Consider the following 18,604-nt stretch of genomic DNA (forward strand, 5'->3'; position numbering starts at 1 on the left):
GCAGGACGCGCACCGCAGTACCAACTGAACAGGGGTGGCAAGGCATGCAGGACCCGCGCGTCAACGAGGCTGGCAACACGCAACACTGCGACACACGGCCGGAGCGCAAGCTCGGCTTCTGGATGTGCACGGCACTGGTGGTCGGCAACACCATCGGCATCGGCATCTTCCTGTTGCCCGCGTCGCTGGCGCCGTATGGCTACAGCGCGATGCTGGGCTGGGTCATCACCGTGTTCGGCTGCCTGGCCATGGCACGCGTGTTCGCGCGGCTCGCGCGCGACATGCCTTCGGCCGACGGCCCCTACGGCTATATCCGCGGCACGCTCGGCGAGATCCCCGCGTTCGTGGCGATGTGGTCGTACTGGATCGCGACGTGGATCACCAATGCCGCCATCGCCATAGGCGTGGTCGGCTACCTCGACACCCTGTTCCCGGCGCTGCGCGAGGTGCCCGCTGCGGTGCAGGCGGTGTCGCTGTTGTGGTTGTTCGTGCTCATCAACCTGCTCGGCGTGCGCGCCGGCGGGCGCGTGCAGATCGTGACCACCGTGCTGAAGCTGTTGCCGATGCTGTCGGTGGCCGGGCTCGGCATCTGGCTGCTGCTGACGCACCCATCGAGCTACACCGAAAACCTGCCGACCGAACCGGTCAGCCTGGCGCCACTGATGGCGGCGTCGACTATTGCCCTGTTCGCGATGCTCGGTTTCGAATCGGCGGCGGTGCCGGCCGACCGCGTGCGCGACCCGGGCTGGACCATCCCGCGCGCGACCATGGTCGGCACGATGATCACGGCTGTGATCTACCTCGTCGTCTCGTCCGTGCCGCTGCTGCTGATCCCGGCGGCGGAGCTGGCGCAATCGAAGGCGCCGTTCTCTGATCTGCTCGATCGGCTGGTCGGCGGCGGCTACGGCCGCGCCCTGTCGCTGTTCGTGGTCATCAGCGGCCTGGGTGCGTTGAACGGCTGGGTGCTGCTGGTCGGCGAGCTGACCCGCACCATCGCCTGCAACGGCGGCCTGCCGGCGTCGTTCTCGCGAAGCAACCGCTTCGGCGCGCCGGCGCTGGCGCTGGTCGCGACCGGTGCCCTCGCCAGCGCGATGATCCTGATGAACTACAGCAAGTCGCTGGTGCAGGGCTTCACCTTCATCACCACGGTCGTCACCGCCGCCAACCTGCCGCTGTACCTGTGCTGCGCGCTGGCGCTGCTGGTGCTGTGGCGCCGCGGCCAGCGGCCGGCCAACAGCGACATGCTGGTGCTCGCGGTGCCGGGCCTGGGGTATGTGACGTTCGCCTTCATCGGCCTTGGCAGCGAACCGTTCGGCTGGGCTATCGTACTGGCGGCCGCCGGATTGCCGGTGTACGCATTGCTGCGTCTGCGCAATGGCCGGGTCAGCCCGCTGCTGCCGCCGGCCGCGAAACCCTAGCCGTCCGCAGCACCGTCCGCACCACCGCCTTCCGGACCACCCGCAACACATAGCGCCACGCACGCAGGACTCCCATGCTGGAACTCAAACGCACGCCCTTCCACGAGCGCACCTCGCGCCTGTGCCTGCCGCAGAACTGGCGGCGCTGGGCCGGGCACATCGTTGCCGGCTCGTACGACCTGCACCTGGACCGCGAGTACTGGGCGATCCGCGACGGCGTCGCCGCGATCGACGTCTCGCCGCTGATGAAATACATCATCACCGGCCCCGACGCCGCCCGCCTGCTGCACAAGCTGACCCCGCGCGACGTGCAGAAGATGGCGGTGGGGCAGGTGGGCTACACCGGCTGGTGCGACGAGGAGGGCAAGCTGCTCGACGACGGCACGATCTCGCGCCTGGCCGAAGACACCTTCCGCCTGACTTCGGCCGAGCCGTCGCTGCGCTGGCTGTCGATGAACGCCGTCGGCATGGACGTGACGATCACCGAGGTCACCGAACTGGTTGCGGCACTGAGCCTGCAGGGACCGAAATCACGCGCGGTGCTCAACCGCTGCTGCGCCAAGACGCTCGACAAGCTCAAGTACTTCAAGGTGATGGCGAACACGCTGGCCGGCAAGCCGGTCACCATTTCGCGCACCGGCTACACCGGCGACCTCGGCTACGAGATCTGGATCGACAAGGCCGACGCGCTGCACGTGTGGGACGCGCTGATGGAAGCCGGCGCCGATTACGGCATCGTCCCGTGCGGAATTCTCGCGATGGACATGGCGCGCGTGGAAGCCGGCTTGTTCATGATCGATGTCGATTACACCGCCGCCAACCACGCCTGGATCGAAGGGCAGAAGTCGACGCCGCTGGAGATGGGACTGGACTGGGCGGTGCAACTGGACAAGCCCGGCTACTTCGTCGGCCGCCGCGCGCTCGAGCGCGAGAAGCGCGAAGGCTCTGCGTGGAAGCTGGTCGGTTTCGAGGTCGACTGGGAAAAGATGGAGCCGCTGTTCGCCCGCGTCGGCCTGCCGCCGCAGATTCCCGCGATGGCGGTGCGCGACAGCCTGCCGATGATGCAGGGTGACAAGCAAGTGGGCTACGCCTCCACGAGCACCTGGTCGCCGGTGCTGAAGAAGTACATCGCGCTGGTGCACCTGCAGCGCCCGTACTACGAGCCGGGAACCGCATTGACCATGGAAGTCACCGTCGAGCACAAGCGCCTGCAGGCGCCGGGCAAGGTGGTGAAGCTGCCGTTCTACGAGCCGGAGTGGAAGAAGAAGTGATGACCAACCAGTACGACGCCGTCGTCATCGGCGCCGGCCACAACGGCCTGATCGCCGCCGCCTACCTGGCGCGCGCGGGCAAGAAGGTGGCCGTTCTCGAACGCCGCGAAGTCGTCGGCGGCGCCGCGGTGACTGCCGAACCGTTCCCCGGCTATCGCTTCAGCCAGTTCTCCTACGTCGTCAGCCTGCTGCGGCCGGAGATCATCCGCGACCTCGAGTTGCCCAGGCACGGCCTGAAGATCCTGCCGCTGCCGAGCACAGTCACGCCGATGGACAACGGCGACTACCTGGCTGCGTGGGACGATCACGATCTCACCCGCCAGGAGCTCTACCGCCATTCACCGCGCGATGCCGAAGCCTCCGACGAGTACGGTCGGGTGATGGCGCGCGCCGCCAAGGCGATCAAGCCGATCATCGGCCTGGTGCCGCCCGATCCGTCGTCGCTGAGCCTGCGCGACCTCAAGGGCCTGCTCAAGCTTGGCCAGTACGGCAAGAGCCTGTCGGAAAAAGAGCTCTATCAGATCGCCAAGCTGCTCACCCAGTCGGCGGCCGACCTGCTCAACGACTGGTTCGAGTTCGATCCGCTCAAGGGCACCAAGTCCGCCAGCGGCATCATCGGCACGTTCCTCGGCCCGCATTCACCGGGCACCGCCTACGTGCTGCTGCACCACTACATGGGCGAGATCGACGGCGCCTTCCGCGCCTGGGGCTTCTGCAAGAACGGCAACGGTGGCGTCACCCAGGCGATCGCCAGCTCGGCGCGCGCGCTGGGCGTGGAGATCCGCACCAACGCCGCGGTCGAGCAGGTCGTCGTACGCGGTGGTCGCGCCTCGGGCGTCGCCCTGGCCAACGGCGACGAACTGCGCGCCAAGGTCGTCATTTCCGCAGCCGACCCGAAGCGCAGCTTCCTGCAGTTCGTCGAAGGCAAGCACCTGCCCGACGAATTCGTGCAGCAGATCAGGAACTTCCGCGTCCGCGGCTCCTCGGGCAAGGTCAACATCGCCTTCAGCGGATTGCCCGATTTCACCTGCCTGCCCGGCGAAGGCCCGCTGCACCGCGGCGCGGTGTCGATCAGCCCGAGCATGGAGTACATCGAGCGCGCCTACGACGAGGCCAAGTACGGCCAGTTCGCCAAGCAGCCGTACATCGACATGATCTTCCCGTCGATGATCGACCGCGACATGGCGCCTCCTGGCCACCACGTCGCCTCGTGCTTCGTGCAGTACGCGCCCTACGACATCGAGGGCGGCTGGGACGATGCCAAGCGCGACGCGTTCGGCGAGACCGTGATCTCAACGCTGGAGCGCTACGCCCCGGACATCCGCAGCAAGATCGTCGGCAAGCAGGTGATCACGCCCAAGGACATCGAACAGATCGCCGGCATCACCGGCGGCAACATCTTCCACGGCGAGCTTCTGCTGCACCAGCTGTTCTTCCTTCGCCCGGCGCCGCAGTGGGCCGACTTCCGCACGCCGCTGCCGGGCTACTACTTCGGTGCGTCCGGCGCGCACCCGGGCGGTGGCGTCATGGGCGCGGCCGGCAAGATGGCGGCGCAGGAAGTACTGAAGGACTGGAAGTGAGCGCGATGGCGATCAACATGACGAAACAGCGATACGACATCCTCATCGTCGGCGCCGGCCACAACGGTCTGGTCGCGGCGACCTACCTGGCCAAGGCCGGCAAGAAAGTGCTGGTGCTCGAACAGCGCGAGACCGCCGGCGGGCAGCTGGCCGCCGACACGATCGGCGACAGCGCGTTCGACCCATTGCACGCCGGCGCGCAGCTGCGGCCCGACATCGTCAGCGACCTCGGCCTGGGCAAGCACGGCGTGAGTCATGAGGCGGCCGCGCCGTACGTGTCGCTGCTCGCCGATGGCAAGCGCCTGCACCTGTCGACCGCGCCCGGCGACACCGCGACGCTCGAATCGATCCGCCAGTTCTCCGCCGCCGATGCCGCGCGCTGGCCCGAGTTCGTCGCCTTCATGGACCGCGCCGCGGCCTTCCTCGATGCCGCCTACCGCACGCCGATGCCGCGCCTGCCGCACGTCGGCATGGCCGAGGGCTGGCCGCTGGCGAAGCTGGCCTGGACGCTGCGCCGCCTCGGCGGCCGCGACATGTTCCGGGTGATCCGGGCGATGTCGATGTCGACGGTGGAGTTCACCGAAGAGTGGTTCGAGTCGGAGCAGCTCAAGTCCGCTATCGCCGCCGTCGGCATCCACGGCCACACGCTCGGTTCGATGTCGGCCGGCACCGGCTACACGCTGATGCACAACTGGCTCAACCGCGGCGGCCTTGCCCATCGCCAGGTGGCCGGCGGCAGCGGCAAGGTTGCCGAAGCGCTGGTGGCTGCGTTGAAGGCGGCCGGTGGCGAACTGCGCACCGGTACCGGCGTCGACCGCATCCTGGTCGACTCGCTGCGCGTGTCCGGCGTGCGACTGGCCAATGGCGAAGAGATCGCCGCGACCACGGTGCTGTCGGCCGCCGACCCGCGCCGCACGCTGCTGGGCCTGGTCGGCGCGCCGGAACTGCCGCCGGACTTCGTCTGGCAGGTGCAGTCGATCAAGATGCGCGGCGCCGTCGCCAAGGTGCACCTGCTGACCAACGGCAACCACAGCCTGCCATCAGGCACGCTGGCCGTGGCGCCGACCCTGAAGTTCCTCGAGCGCGCCTACGACGCGGCCAAGTACGGCGAGCTCTCGGCGCATCCGTACCTGGAAGTCACCACGGCCGGCAAGGTCGTCTCGATCCACGTGCAATCCGCGCCGTACAAGCTGCGCGGCATCGGCTGGGACGAAGCCCGCGAGACCATCGCGCGCACCGCGATCGCCACCGTGGCCGAGCACTTCCCGGCGCTGGAGGCTTCGATCCGCGAAGTGCGCACGATCACGCCGGCCGACCTGGAGCAGCAATACGGCCTGAGCGAGGGCGACCTCAACCATGGCCAGCTCATCCTCGACCAGATGTTCTTCATGCGCCCGCTGCCGGGCTGGTCGAACCATGCCACGCCGGTCGATGGCCTCTACCTGTGCGGCAGCGGCAGCCATGGCGGCGGCGGCATCAGCGGCGCGGCCGGACGCAATGCCGCGCAGGCGGTGTTGAAGGTCAAGCCAGGCGCGTAAAGTCGCAGGTGGCCGCGACGCCGCGGCCGCCTCGTTGGCACAGTCATGAAGGCGCCGGTCTCCGTCGGTGCGGCAGTCCAGGGGAAGCTGGCGCGAAGCGGCTTCCTCGACGGCGTGGTGCGGCACCGCTCGGGGCTGATCTGCCTTGTCGCCGTGCTGGTGTTCCTGGCAACCTGCCTCGTGCTGCAGTGGCTGCGCACCGACCTGGACTGGCGCCACGATCCGCTCAGCGCCTACCTCAAGGGACCCTACGGCGGCTGGCTGCGGATGGCCTATTACACGCTGAGCGCGGCCCTGGTCCTGCTCGGCGCAGGCCTGTACCGGAACCTGCAGCCGCAGGCGCGCAGCGCGGTGCCGGTGTTCCTGCTGACCGTGGCCGGCGTGGCGCTGGCGGTGACCGCGATCTCCGAAACCGACCTCCCGGGCCTGGACCATGGCCAGGAAAACCAGTTGCACCGGATCGCCGCGCTGACCACGTTCCTGTGCGTGACGCTGGCGATGATGGTGCAGTCCTGGCGCTTCCACTACGACCAGGCCTGGCGCGTCCACGTGGCATGGGCGCTGCCGTGGGCCGTGGCGACCTTCATCGCACTGTGGATCTATGCGTTGTGGCACGGCCTGCCGGAAGGTCTGCGACAGAAGACCGTGATCTCGATGATCCTGCTGTGGCTCGGGTTTGCCGCATCGTGGCTGCGCCAAGAACAACGGGTGCGGTTGCAGCCGGTGCAGGAGCGGCCGCCATTTCCGCAATAGTAGCGGCCCGTCATCCCCGCGAAGGCGGGGACCCGGCGACTTTGCTCCTGTGAGGGTTCAGTCGCCCGCGCTCAGATCCTCATGCAGCAACCGATGGAACAGATGCTCACCGGCTTCGCGCCGCACCGACAGCCGTCCGGTCGAATACGCGCGCGAGTGCAACCCGCGCTGCACCGACTTGCAGATCGCCATGTCCTCGTCCTGGATCTGCTGGCCAACATCGACACTGGCGCGATTGCGCGCATGGGCCGCCTCGGACACATCGTCGAACCAGAAGTCGAAGATCACCTCGGTCTTGTCCACGCCCAGCGGCAGCACGAGGTTGGTGTCCATCATGCCCTCGTACCAGTTGATCATCAGGTTCGGGTGCATCCAGTAGTAGAGCGCGCGATCGCCCTTGCGCACGGCGGCGTAGTCCTCCTGCGCCTTGGCCGTGGTCAGTGGACTGGACTGCAGGCAGAAGCGGCCGCCGTTTTCGATGGTGTAGTTCTTGTAGTCCAGCACGCTGTCCAGGCCCTTGTGCAGGTGCGGGACGTGGTAGCCGCCATCGAGGTAATTGTCGACGAACACCTTCCAGTTGCAGTCGAACAGGTAATGGCGGCGTTCGAAGAAATGCAGCTTCGACAGCTGCAGTGGGCGGATCTGCGCGATCAGGTCGGCACCGAGGAACTCCTCCAGGCTTGGCCCCTGCGCATCCAGCAGCACGAACACCCAGTTCTCCCAGACCGCGGTGGCGACAGGCGCCAGACCATGCTGCGAGCGGTCGAAGTGGCATTCGCTGTTGAAGCTCGGCGTGCCCTTGAGCGCGCCCTCCAGCGTGTAGGTCCAGCCGTGGTACGGGCAGCGCAGGTTCTGCGCGCAGCCGGAAGGCTCGGTCATCACCGCCGCGGCATGGTGGCGGCAGACATTGAAGAAACCGCGCAGCTCGCCGTCGCTGCCGCGCACGACCAGGATGGGTTCGCCCGCGATCTCGCAGGTGACGTACTGGCCGGGTTCGCGCAACTGGTCCAGGCGCGCGGCCATCTGCCAGGAGCGCGAGAACGTGGTACGCCGCTCGCGCTCGCTGATGCGCTCATCGACGTACCACGACGCCGGAATGGTCGAGGCCTCTTCCAGCGGCAACGTCGGATCGTACTGCCCAACCAGCTCTGCAACGGATGGATTCATTCGCCTCGCCCTGATGCGCGGGCCTGGCGGCCCGGACTGCTTCCCCGCCACATACTTTCCCGCGGCTGGCGACGGTGTCAATGCGGACCCTTCCGTGCGCACAGCGAACGCTTCCAGTCGCATTCGTGACGACGCCGTTCACTTCGACGGATGGGCGGATGTCGAAGGCGCCCACCGAATTTTCCACGTCCGGTTAACGCCGCGGTGTCTACACGTGGGTCTCCTTCAAATCAGTCAGTGGAGTCCCGGCAATGGCCAGGAAAGCAACGATCGAACAGGACCAGGTCAACGAACTGCTGTTTCAGGCGCTGGAGACCGAGCTGGGCGGCATCCAGATCTACGAAACCGCCATCGCCTGCGCGGTCAACGAAGACCTGCGCGAGGAATGGCAGGGATACCTGTCCGAGACCAAGACCCATCGCAAGGTCCTGCTCAGCGTCTTCGAAGCCCTGGGCCTGGATCCAGATACAAAGACGCCCGGTCGCGAGGTTGTCGGCCACATCGGCAAGTCGCTGGTCGAGGCGATGGCCATGGCGCGCAAGAACGGCACCCCCACCGCGGCCGAACTGGTGGCGACCGAATGCGTGGTGCTGGCCGAAACCAAGGATCACCACAACTGGGAGCTGATCGGACAGATCGCCGAACACACCACCGGCAACCTGGCGAGCGTGCTCAAGCAGGCATACGAGGCCGTGGAGAAAGACGAAGACCACCATCTGTACCACACCAAGGGCTGGAGCCGGGAGTTGTGGCTGCAGTCGCTCGGCATCCCCGCGGTGCTGCCGCCGCCGGAAGAGGTCAAGCAGGTCGAGACCGCCATTGGCGCGGCGCGTGCCGAGAAGGCGCGCGAATCGATGCCGAAGAAGCACTGATTGGACCTCAAGAGCGGATACCCGTACTGGGCCGTCAACAGCGGCCTGATGCATGCATTTCCGCGCCTGCAGGCCGACATCCGTTGTGACGTGGCGATCATCGGCGGCGGCATCACCGCCGCCCTGATCGCCGATGCCCTGGTCGAGGACGGACACGAGGTGGTCGTCCTCGAGCAGCGCGACATCGGCTGGGGCAGCACCGCGGCAAGCACCGCGCTGCTGCAGTACGAGAGCGATGTGACCCTGGGCGACCTGGCCCGCCAGTACGGAATGGACGAAGCGCTCAAGTCGTACCGGGCCTGCGCCGAAACCATCTGCGGCCTGGAAGCATTGTCGCGCCGGATCCGCGATGTCGGCTTCCAGCGCGTGAAGAGCGTGTACTACGCCAGCCGTGCCTGGCACGCGCGAGCGCTTCGCGACGAGTTCGAACTTCGTGCCGGGCACGGGTTCGACGTCGAATGGCTCGGACCGGACGAACTGCAGGAGCGTCATGGCTTCCGCGCGCCGGCGGCGATAGTCAGCACGCCGGCAGCCAGCATCGACCCGTACCGGCTGACGCTTCGATTGTTCCGCGCGCTGCAGGGCGAGGGCGCGCAGGTGTTCGATCGCACCTGCGTGGAAGCGGTCATCCCTTCCGCCCGCAAGGTCGAGCTGATCACCGCAGGCGGCCAGCGCGTTCGCGCCGGGCACGTCGTCATCGCCGCCGGCTACGCTTCCCAGAACTGGCTCAAGCGACGTTACGCCAGCAACCGCAGCAGCTATGCATTCATCTCGGACCCCTTCGATCCATCGGTGCTGGAGCCGCTCCGACGCACCGTCATGTGGGAAACCGCCAGACCGTATCTCTACCTGCGCACCACGCCCGACTACCGCGTGATCGTGGGCGGCGAGGACGACGCCGTCGACATCCCGGCCCGGCGGGACAGCCGGCTGGGCAAGAAGTCACGCAAGCTGATGGAGAAACTCGCCGCCCTGCTTCCACATCTGCAGCCATTGATTCCTGCCTTCTCCTGGGCCGGCACCTTCGCCGAGACCAAGGACGGCCTGCCCTTCATGGGCCCGCACCCGCAATGGGGCCCACGCGTCCTGTTCGCGATGGCCTACGGTGGAAACGGCATCACCTACTCGATGGTCGGTCGAGACCTGATCCGCGCCGCGATCAAGCGCCAACGTCATCCGCTGACGCAACTGTTCTCTTTCGACCGCCAAAAAGAAAGGCCCGACATCGCCGGGCCCTTCAATCACATCACCACAGCGCCGCCTCAGTCCATCGGCGCATAGCGCAGCGTCAGGAACCACTCCCGACCCGGCTGGTTGTAGAACGCCACCGTCTCGTAATCACGGTCGAACACGTTGGCCACCCGTGCCTGCAGCGTCAGATCGCGGGTAAGCGCGTACTCGGCGCGCAGATCGAGCGTGCCGTAGCCGCCGAGACGACGCGTATTGGCGACATCGTCGTAGCGCGAACCTTCGCCCACCGCAGTCAGGCCAACACGGAAATCACCAAAAGCGCGATCGACATCCAGGCGAGCACTGTTCTTGGCGCGGCGGGCCAGATCGTTGCCCTCATAGAACCCACGACGATTCTCGGTGTCGAGGAAACTGATCGCACCATTGATCGTCCAGTCCGCGAGCGCCGTGTCGGCCGACAGCTCCGCACCCTGCATGCGCGCCTTCTCGACATTGTTGGGCAGATTGATGGCCGCATCGAACGCGATCAGGTCGTCGACGTCGGTGCTGAACGTATCGAGGTGCACGTTGAAACCGTTACCCAGATAGGCCACGCCAAGCTCCCAGGTCTCCGAATCTTCCGGGCGCAGGTTGGGGTTGCCGAAGAACGGGTAGTACAACTCGTTGAACGTCGGCGCCTTGAACGCACTGCCGTAGCCAGCGGTGACGCGCCAGCTGTCGGCGAACACCAGGCCCCATGCCGCGCCGCCGGTGGTGTGGCCACCGAACTGCTCGTTGTCGTCGTGGCGCACGCTGGCCTCCAGCGACTGCGCGCCGAACTTGCCCTGGTACTGCACGAAGGCTGCCTTGTTGTCGCGCTCGTCCTCGTCGTAGCGCGTGGTGCTCTCGACGCTGTCGTTGAGCCAGTCCAGGCCGACGCTGACGAGCTGGTTGGCGGCGAGGCCGAAGTCGCCCTGCAGCGTGGCGCTGTCACGGTGGGTGCTGAAGAAATCGAGGTAGGTGTCGCCGAGGAAGTTGTCGGACGAGTCGACGTTGCGGCCGGCGGTCAGGTGCACATCGACGCGGTCGGACGGGTGCCAGCGCACCTTGCCGCCGATGACCTGCTGCACGGTTTCGGCGCGGTCGGTGAAGTCGCCGTCGAACTCGTTGTCGCCTTCGTTGCGCAGGGCATGGCCTTCCAGCGTCCACTGCTCGCCGAGGTTGATTCCACCGCGCAGCGACAGGGCGTCCTTCTCGTAGCCGTCGCGGTCGGGCTGGGAGTCGAGGGCGATGAAGCAACCGGCGCCGTCGAACGTGGCCGGGTCGAAGAAGCCGTTGCAGGCGTTGATGCCGCTGGTGCGCGTGTGCTGGTAGTCGGCGCCGAACCAGCCACGGTCATTGCCTCCGCCGAAGCCGACGCCATAGCCGAGGGTGTCGTTGCTGCCGCCGTCGAAGCGCACGCGCGGGGCGAATGCATGCTTGTCGCGGCGGGTGAACACCTGGATCACGCCGCCGATGGCGTCGGCGCCGTACAGGCTCGAGCGCGGGCCACGGACGATCTCGACGCGGTCGATCATCTCGATCGGCAGGTCCTGGAACGCGGTCAGGCCGGAGGTGGCCGAGCCGACTCGGATACCGTCGACAAGCACCAGCACGTGGTCGGATTCGGCGCCGCGCAGGAACAGCGTGGTCAGCTTGCCGTCGCCGCCCTGGTTCGACATCGAGATGCCGGCGCGACCGCGCAGCAGGTCGGGCAGCGAGCGCGCCTGGCTGGCGCGGATCTGTTCGGCGTCGATGACTTCCACCGGCGCCAGTGCGTCGTTGACGCTGACCGCGGTGCGGTTGGCGGTGACGATGACCTGGTCCAGGTCGGTGGCGCCGGCGGTGTCCTGCGCCTGGGCGAGCGCGGGCGCGGCGAACAGGCACGCGACAGCGAGGTGCACGGCCATCGACATCGGGGTACGCAATTGCATCGATATTTCTCCAACGCACGGCTCGTGCCGTGACGGGCAACTGGGGAAGTCGCGAGGAGAGTGCACGGGGCTGCGGTGTGGGCGCACGGCGCCAACGTCGCCGCCGCGATGCCCTCCGCATCGCAACCAGGGGTGGGCCCGTCCGTACTGTCATGTACAGGCGCGTGACCCTGCTTCCAGGCCGGTCTCCGGACTCGCGAGTGGAGGCATGTGCTCTCCGGCGCCGCGCCTTCCCGTGTCATGCACAGTGGCGGATGCAGCGCTTGTACTCGCTTACCGTTGCGGGGGCAGTGCCGGAATGATCCCTGCGGGGACGTCACCGGCTTCCCGTTTCAACCCGCCGGCAGACGCCGCCGGGTCACCTCGAAGCGGGCGCAGTCTACGCGATATGTTCCCCGCTGCCCAAATGGCCTCTCGTGATGCGGGGGCTTCGCATGGGCGGCGTCCGCCGGGCCGGGGATTGCTTCGGCGCGTTGCCCGGTCTTCGATCTGATGTCATCCCCGCGAAGGCGGGGATCCAGGGGCGTTGCTCGCGTCAATCCCGCTCGGCGGGCTCGTCCAGCAGCGACGGCATCTCCATCGTCTCTTCGGCGATCTGGGTCGTGGTCACCGGTCCCGCCGGTGGGCGGTAGCGCGGTGGCGGCAGCAGGGCGATTGCGGCTTCGGTGGCGGCAATCAGCTCGGCGCGGCGTTCGTCGGAGACTTCCTGCCAATGGCAGTCCTGCAGCGCGCCCTCGATGGCGTACAGCAGGTTCAAGGTCGGTTTGAAGCCGGCGCGCTTGACCCGCATGAACGCCTCCACCGTGCCCACTCCGGCCAGGTCCTCGCGCGTGCGCAATCCCACCTGGCGCAGCCAGGCCGCGGACTTGGGCCCGATGTTGCGCATCTTGTCGGTGCTGTTTGCGGCGTTTTTTGCGGTATTCATGCCAGCGACTCCACGAAGGCCTGGGCAATCGCCTCCAGGCCGCGCTGGTCGTCGGCGTCGAAGCGGTCGAAGTGCGGGCTGTCCAGATCGAACACGCCGATCAGCTGGCCATCCCCCCCCACAAGTGGCACGACCAGTTCGGAGTTAGACGCAGAATCGCACGCAATGTGGCCAGGGAAGGCGTGGACGTCGGCGATCCGCTGGGTCTGGCGGGTGGTCGCGGCAGCCCCGCACACCCCCTTGTCGAGCGGAATCCGGATGCAGGCGGGCAAGCCCTGGAAGGGGCCGACCACCAGTTCGGTGCCGTCATAGAGGTAGAAACCGACCCAGTTCAGGCCCGGCAGCGAGTTGTAGACCAGCGCCGAAAGGTTCGCGGCATTGGCGACACGGTCGCGCTCGCCATGCACGAGGGCGCGCGCCTGCTCGAGCAACTGTGCGTACTGTTCGGGCTTGGGCCCGCTTAGACTTTCGCTGGTGAACATAAGCGCCTCTTTCCCGCAGTCTACCAGCGTGCATGTCAGGCCCGGGTGCCGGCCATGAGCGACGCCACGTCCCATGAATGCGCGGGCTGGTTCATTACCGGCACCGATACCGGCATCGGCAAGTCCCTGGCCAGCGCGACCTTGCTGCACGCATTGCGCGGGCGCGGCCTGCGCGCGGTCGGGATGAAGCCGCTGGCGAGCGGCTGCGAGGTCACCTGCGATGGCCTGCGCAACGAGGATGCGTTGCTGCTGCAGGCGGCCAGTGCGCCGCGGCCGGACTACGACGACGTAAACCCCTATGCACTGTTGCAGCCGCTGGCGCCGGAACTGGCCGCCGCCGATGCCGGCGTGACGGTGCGACTGGAACCGATCCTCGATGCGCACGCGCGGCTGGCGGCGATGGCCGATGCCGTCGTCGTGGAAGGTGTGGGTGGCTGGGCTGCGCCGTTGTCGGCCACGGTCGACCAGGCCGACCTGGTGCGCGCGCTGAAACTGCCGGTGGTGATGGTCGTCGGCCTGCGCCTGGGTTGCATCAATCACGCGCGCCTGACTGCGCGTGCGATCGCTGCCGATGGTTTGCAGCTGGCCGGATGGATCGGCAACGACATCGATCCGCACATGGCGCGCGCGGACGACAACTTCACGCTGCTGCGGCAGCGCCTGCCGATACCTTGTTGGGGTCGCCTGCCATTCTGCGATCGGCCCGGGCCCGATCCCGCCGAACTGGCCCATTTGCTGGACCTGTCTGGCATCCAGCCTGGCATCCAGCCTGGAATCTGCTGAGCCGGCTTGTGCCTGATCCGGCGTGATTCCCCTCTGTGTGACTTCTGGGGGATTGGCAGAAAACTCAGAATGCTAGACTGGGCGGTATAGGAATTAAACCAATCTGAGCATCATCGCTCGTACATGACGGAACCGGAGTCCTCCCCCATGGTCAAGAACCCGCGCTCGGTGGCACTGGCCGCCGCGTTGGCCCTCGCACTCTCCGCCTGTGGTGGCGGCAAGGATCAGGCACAGGGGGGCGGCATGCCTCCTCCGGAAGTCGGCGTAGTCAAGCTGCAGCCCGGCAACGTGCCGCTGCAGAAGGATCTTGTCGGTCGCCTCGCGCCGTTCCGCAGCGCCGACGTGCGCGCCCGCGTGCCGGGCGTGCTCAAGCAGCGCCTGTATGCCGAAGGCACCGACGTGAAGGCGGGGCAGGTGCTGTTCCAGATCGATCCCGACCAGCTGCAGGCATCGACCGGCCAGTCCCAGGCCGCGCTCGCGGCGGCGGAGGCGAGCTACGCCAACGCCAAGTCAGCCGCTGACCGCGCCCGTCGCCTTGCGCCGCAGAAGTTCGTCTCGCAATCCGACCTCGACAACGCCCTGGCCGCCGAGCGCAGCTCCGCAGCTGCAGTGAAGCAGGCCAAGGCCGCGCTCGCCGATGCCCGCATCAACCTGGGCTACGCCACCGTGCGCGCGCCGATCAGCGGCCGCGCCGGCAAGCAGCAGGTCACCGAAGGCGCACTGGTCGGCCAGGACACGGCGACGCTGCTGACCACCGTCGACCAGATCGATCCGCTGTACGTGAACTTCTCGGTCAGCGTCACCGAGCTCGAGCAGATCCGTCGCGCCCGCACCGGCGCCGGCACCGGCCAGGGCGAGGTCCAGATCGTCCTGCCCGACGGCAGCACCTACCAGCGCACCGGCACGATGGACTTCTCCGGCGACGTGGTCGATCCGGCCACCGGCGCGATCGCGATGCGCGCGCGCATCCCCAACCCGGACAAGAACCTGCTGCCCGGTACCTATGTGACGCTGAAGGCGACGCTCGGCGAGCAGGCCAATGCCTACCTCGTGCCGCAGGTCGGCCTGCTGCGCGACGCCAAGAGCGCCTACGTGCTCGTCGTCGGCGGCGACGGCAAGGTCGCGCGCAAGGACGTCGTTACCGATCGCCTGCAGGGCGACAGCTGGGTCGTGAGCACGGGCCTGGCCGCTGGCGACCAGGTCATCGTCTCCGGCATCCAGCGCGCAACGCCGGGTCAGCCGGCCAAGGCCGCACCGGTCGCCGCCGATGGCAAGCCAGACCAGGGCGCCAAGCCCGACGCCAAGCCTGCCGCCGAGGCGCAGGCAAACAAGGACTGACCCCCAGCCATGTCCAGATTCTTCATCAACCACCCGGTATTCGCCTGGGTCATCGCGATCCTGATTTCGCTATGCGGCGTGCTGGCGATCGCCAACCTCGGCGTCGAGTCGTACCCGAGCATCGCCCCGCCGCAGGTCACCGTGTCGGCGTCGTACCCGGGCGCGAGCGCCGAGACGGCTGAAGGCGCGGTCACCCAGGTGATCGAGCAGCAGCTGACCGGCATCGACAACCTCGTCTACTTCAACTCGTCGTCCAGCTCCAGCGGCGGTTCCAACATCACCCTGACGTTCGCACCGGGCACCGACCCGGACATCGCCCAGGTGCAGGTGCAGAACAAGGTCGCACTGGCAACGCCGCGACTGCCGACCGAAGTGAACCAGCAGGGCGTGGTGGTGGCCAAGGCCAACGCCGGCTTCCTGATGGTGGTGGCGCTGCGCGCCGACAGCGAGACCTACGACCGCGACAGCCTCAGCGACATCATCGGCTCGCGCGTGCTCGACCAGATCGCGCGCGTACCGGGCGTGGGCAGCACCCAGCTGTTCGGCAGCGAATACGCCATGAACATCTGGCTGAACCCGGACAAGCTGCGTGGCTTCGGCCTGTCGGCGACGCAGGTGCTGACCGCCGTGCGCGGCCAGAACGTGCAGTTCGCGGCCGGCAAGATCGGCGCCGATCCGGCTCCGGCCGGACAGGCGTTCACCGCGACGGTGTCGGCCGAGGGCCGCTTCAGCACGCCCGAGCAGTTCGGCAACATCATCCTGCGCACCAACACCGATGGCACCAGCGTGCGCCTGCGTGACGTGGCACGCATCGGCCTGGGCGCGACGTCCTACGGCTTCGACAGCCGCTGGGACGGCAAGCCGGCCGCCGGCTTCGCCATCCAGCTGGCGCCGGGCGCCAACGCGCTGGGCGTGGCCAAGGCGGTCTATGCGCGCATGGAGGAACTGCAGAGCACCTTCCCGCCGGGCGTGAACTGGTTCTCGCCGTACGACAGCTCGACCTTCGTCTCGGTCTCGATCAAGGAAGTGATCAAGACCCTGGGCGAAGCGATCGTGCTGGTGTTCCTGGTGATGCTGATCTTCCTGCAGAACTTCCGGGCGACGCTGATCCCGACGCTGGTGATCCCGATCGCACTGCTCGGCACGTTCCTGGGCATGTACTTCATCGGCTTCACGATCAACCAGCTCAGTCTGTTCGGCATGGTGCTGGCGATCGGCATCGTGGTCGACGACGCGATCGTGGTGATCGAGAACGTCGAACGCATCATGACCGAGGAAGGCCTGTCGCCGAAGGCGGCCACGCGCAAGTCGATGAGCCAGATCAGCGGCGCGGTCGTGGCGATCACCGTGGTGCTGGCGGCGGTGTTCATCCCGTCGGCGTTCCAGGGCGGTTCGGCCGGTGAAATCTACAAGCAGTTCGCCATCACCATCGCCATGGCGATGTTCTTCTCGGCGTTCCTGGCGCTGGGCTTCACCCCGGCGCTGTGCGCGACGCTGCTCAAGCCCACCGCCGACCACCACCGCGACAACTTCATCTTCCGCAACTTCAACAAGCTGTACGACAAGGTCAGCCGCACCTACATCGGCCATATCGGCGGCGCGATCAAGCACACACCGCGCTGGATGATGGTGTTCGGGCTGCTGGTGGTGCTGTGCGGCTTCCTGTTCACGCGCATGCCGGGCAGCTTCCTGCCGGAGGAAGACCAGGGCTATGCGATCGCCCTGATCGGCCTGCCGCCGGGCGCGTCGATCACGCGCACCAACACCGTGCTCGACCAGGTACGCGAGACCATGCAGAAGCAGGAAGGCTTCGACGGCATCTTCCAGGTCTCGGGCTTCAGCTTCGTCGGCCAGGGCGAGAACGTCGGCATCGCCTTCATCCGCCTCAAGCCCTGGGACGAGCGCAAGGTCACCGCAAGCGAGTTCATCCAGAACGCCAACATGGCGCTGTATGGCATCCGCGACGCGCAGATCTTCGTGATCAACTTGCCCACGGTCAGCGGCCTGGGCCAGTTCGGCGGCTTCGACATGTACCTGCAGGACCGTAGCGGCAAGGGCCGGGAGGCGTTGGCCGAGGCGCGCAATACGCTGCTGGGCAAGGCCAACCAGAACCCGGCGCTGACCGCGGTGCGTCCCAACCAGCTCGAGGAGTCGCCCCAGCTCAAGCTCGACGTCGACCGCGTACAGGCGCAGTCGATGGGCCTGTCGGTGTCGGACATCTACAACTCGATCCAGCTGATGCTGGCGCCGGTGTACGTCAACGACTTCGTCGACTCCGGCCGCGTCAAGCGCGTGACCATGCAGGCCGATGCGCCGTACCGCACCGGTCCGGGTTCGCTGGCGAACTTCTACACGCCCAGCCCCGACGGCGACGCCGACGACACCGATCCCAATGGCGCGATGATCCCGTTGTCGAACGTGGTCAAGAGCCACTGGATCACCGCCTCGCCGTCGCTGACCCGCTACAACGGTTACTCGGCGGTGGAGATCGTCGGTTCGCAGGCACCGGGCCACAGCTCGGGCGAGGCGATGAAGGAGATGCAGAACATCGTCGAGGAAGACCTGCCGGAAGGCTTCGGTTACGACTGGACCGGCCAGTCGTACCAGGAAATCCTCTCGGGCAACCAGGCGCCGGCGCTGCTGGCGCTGTCGATCCTGGTGGTGTTCCTGTGCCTGGCGGCGTTGTACGAAAGCTGGTCGGTGCCGGTGGCGGTGCTGCTGGTGGTGCCGCTGGGTGCGCTGGGTGCGGTGCTGTTCTCGCTGATGCGCGGCCTGCCCAACGACATCTACTTCAAGATCGGCCTGATCACGGTGATTGGCCTTGCCGCCAAGAACGCGATCCTGATCGTGGAGTTCGCGATCGAGCAGCGCCAGCATGGCAAGACGCTGCGCGAGGCCACGATCGAGGCGGCGCACCTGCGCCTGCGTCCGATCCTGATGACCTCGTTCGCCTTCATCATGGGCGTGTTCCCGCTGGCGATTTCCAGCGGCGCCGGCGCCAACTCGCGCCACGCGATCGGCACGGGCGTGATCGGCGGCATGATCTTCGCCACATTCCTGGGCCTGCTGCTGATCCCGGTGTTCTACGTGGCGGTCCGGCGCGTGCTGGGCGACAAGCTCGACGAGAAGCCGGTGCTGGTCCACGACGAAGACGAAGAACCGGTGCCGCGACCGGCGACCTGATCGCCGCTCGCGTCCGAACGCAAACAGCCCGCCATTCGGCGGGCTGTTTGTTTCCGGAGTCAGTCATTCGCGCGAAGGCTGGAATCCACGGACGTCGCCCCAGGCCGCGCAAAAGAAAAAACCCGACAGCTTTCGCTGCCGGGCTTCCATA

At 67.1% G+C, this 18,604-nt stretch carries 14 protein-coding genes and 1 riboswitch; of the genes, 10 read left to right on the plus strand and 4 right to left on the minus strand.

Going from position 1 to position 18,604, the window contains the following annotated elements; translation table 11 throughout:
• Positions 1-44: 44 nt before the first annotated feature.
• From AB4Y64_RS11400 to AB4Y64_RS11420, 5 genes are all read left to right on the plus strand, one after another.
• The gene (locus AB4Y64_RS11400; RefSeq protein WP_441816564.1) at positions 45-1,418 is read left to right on the plus strand and encodes an APC family permease; all 1,374 of its coding nucleotides are present in this window, start codon (positions 45-47) and stop codon (positions 1,416-1,418) included.
• A 74-nt stretch (positions 1,419-1,492) separates the two neighbouring features.
• Entirely contained in the window at positions 1,493-2,689 is a 1,197-nt protein-coding gene (locus AB4Y64_RS11405; RefSeq protein ID WP_441816565.1) for an aminomethyltransferase family protein, read from the plus strand.
• Positions 2,689-4,269, plus strand: coding sequence for a phytoene desaturase family protein (locus AB4Y64_RS11410; protein WP_441816566.1), 1,581 nt, complete (start codon positions 2,689-2,691; stop codon positions 4,267-4,269). The genes AB4Y64_RS11405 and AB4Y64_RS11410 overlap by 1 nt, the downstream gene beginning before the upstream one ends.
• A gap of 17 nt (positions 4,270-4,286) precedes the next feature.
• Entirely contained in the window at positions 4,287-5,807 is a 1,521-nt protein-coding gene (locus AB4Y64_RS11415; RefSeq protein WP_441816567.1) for a phytoene desaturase family protein, read from the plus strand.
• A gap of 45 nt (positions 5,808-5,852) precedes the next feature.
• Positions 5,853-6,560, plus strand: coding sequence for a DUF998 domain-containing protein (locus AB4Y64_RS11420; RefSeq protein WP_441816568.1), 708 nt, complete (start codon positions 5,853-5,855; stop codon positions 6,558-6,560).
• A 57-nt stretch (positions 6,561-6,617) separates the two neighbouring features.
• Here AB4Y64_RS11420 and AB4Y64_RS11425 read toward each other — a convergent pair whose 3' ends face one another.
• On the minus strand, positions 6,618-7,727 hold the full coding sequence (locus AB4Y64_RS11425; protein ID WP_441816569.1) for an aromatic ring-hydroxylating oxygenase subunit alpha: 1,110 nt from the start codon (positions 7,725-7,727) through the stop codon (positions 6,618-6,620).
• A 251-nt stretch (positions 7,728-7,978) separates the two neighbouring features.
• Here AB4Y64_RS11425 and AB4Y64_RS11430 point away from each other — a divergent pair, with 251 nt between their 5' ends.
• Complete coding sequence (locus tag AB4Y64_RS11430; RefSeq protein ID WP_441816570.1) at positions 7,979-8,599, plus strand: ferritin-like domain-containing protein; 621 nt, start codon at positions 7,979-7,981, stop codon at positions 8,597-8,599.
• On the plus strand, positions 8,600-9,880 hold the full coding sequence (locus AB4Y64_RS11435; protein WP_441816571.1) for an NAD(P)/FAD-dependent oxidoreductase: 1,281 nt from the start codon (positions 8,600-8,602) through the stop codon (positions 9,878-9,880). It begins immediately after the preceding gene.
• Here the strand turns inward: AB4Y64_RS11435 and btuB are convergent.
• The 3 genes from btuB to AB4Y64_RS11450 all read right to left on the minus strand — a co-directional run bounded on the left by btuB (position 9,862) and on the right by AB4Y64_RS11450 (position 13,149).
• Complete coding sequence (gene btuB / locus AB4Y64_RS11440; protein WP_441816572.1) at positions 9,862-11,742, minus strand: TonB-dependent vitamin B12 receptor; 1,881 nt, start codon at positions 11,740-11,742, stop codon at positions 9,862-9,864. The genes AB4Y64_RS11435 and btuB overlap by 19 nt on opposite strands.
• Positions 11,743-11,904: 162 nt before the next feature.
• Positions 11,905-12,123: riboswitch (cobalamin riboswitch) on the minus strand.
• Between the two features lie 154 nt (positions 12,124-12,277).
• Complete coding sequence (locus AB4Y64_RS11445) at positions 12,278-12,667, minus strand: TfoX/Sxy family protein (protein ID WP_441816573.1); 390 nt, start codon at positions 12,665-12,667, stop codon at positions 12,278-12,280.
• Positions 12,664-13,149, minus strand: a complete 486-nt coding sequence (locus tag AB4Y64_RS11450) for a GAF domain-containing protein (RefSeq protein WP_441816574.1) — start codon at positions 13,147-13,149, stop codon at positions 12,664-12,666. The genes AB4Y64_RS11445 and AB4Y64_RS11450 overlap by 4 nt, the downstream gene beginning before the upstream one ends.
• Before the next feature lie 54 nt (positions 13,150-13,203).
• Here AB4Y64_RS11450 and bioD point away from each other — a divergent pair, with 54 nt between their 5' ends.
• The 3 genes from bioD (at position 13,204) to AB4Y64_RS11465 (ending at position 18,453) form a co-directional block, all read left to right on the plus strand.
• Positions 13,204-13,932 carry a dethiobiotin synthase gene (gene bioD, locus AB4Y64_RS11455; RefSeq protein WP_441816575.1) on the plus strand — a complete coding sequence of 243 codons (729 nt, stop codon included), beginning with the start codon at positions 13,204-13,206 and terminating at the stop codon, positions 13,930-13,932.
• 147 nt (positions 13,933-14,079) lie between these two features.
• Positions 14,080-15,270: an efflux RND transporter periplasmic adaptor subunit gene (locus tag AB4Y64_RS11460; RefSeq protein ID WP_441816576.1), complete on the plus strand. Its 1,191-nt coding sequence runs from the start codon at positions 14,080-14,082 to the stop codon at positions 15,268-15,270.
• A gap of 9 nt (positions 15,271-15,279) precedes the next feature.
• The gene (locus AB4Y64_RS11465) at positions 15,280-18,453 is read left to right on the plus strand and encodes a multidrug efflux RND transporter permease subunit (RefSeq protein ID WP_441816577.1); all 3,174 of its coding nucleotides are present in this window, start codon (positions 15,280-15,282) and stop codon (positions 18,451-18,453) included.
• Positions 18,454-18,604 lie beyond the last annotated feature (151 nt).

The sequence above is a fragment of the Lysobacter sp. TAF61 genome (assembly GCF_052113485.1).
Lineage (GTDB): Bacteria > Pseudomonadota > Gammaproteobacteria > Xanthomonadales > Xanthomonadaceae > Lysobacter_J.